At 53.9% G+C, this 232-nt stretch carries 1 pseudogene; it reads right to left on the bottom strand.

Going from position 1 to position 232, the window contains the following annotated elements:
• Positions 1–232, bottom strand: a pseudogene (locus Q4563_RS22950) (hypothetical protein); the annotation flags it as partial.

Genomic DNA, 232 nt, shown 5'->3' with positions numbered 1-232 from the left:
CGCTTACTGCCATCTGGTCCAATGAGCCCATTCCCATCACAGCATCCACTTGCTGGATATCCTGTTCCAGGACTCGGGTCAGTTTGGGAATACCCTGCACCAGGATGCCAAAGAAAGGCATTTCGGAATATTGGCCCACGCCGTTAATAATGGCAAAACGGGCATCCGGACTTGGCCGTGGGGCCGGCGTGCCGTTAAGCAGTTCGTAACAAATCACCGGTATGCCAATACC

The organism is Gilvimarinus sp. 1_MG-2023 (genome assembly GCF_030548285.1).
Note: the sequence above shows the minus strand (reverse complement) of the source record. Positions and strands in the feature narration are given on the sequence as shown.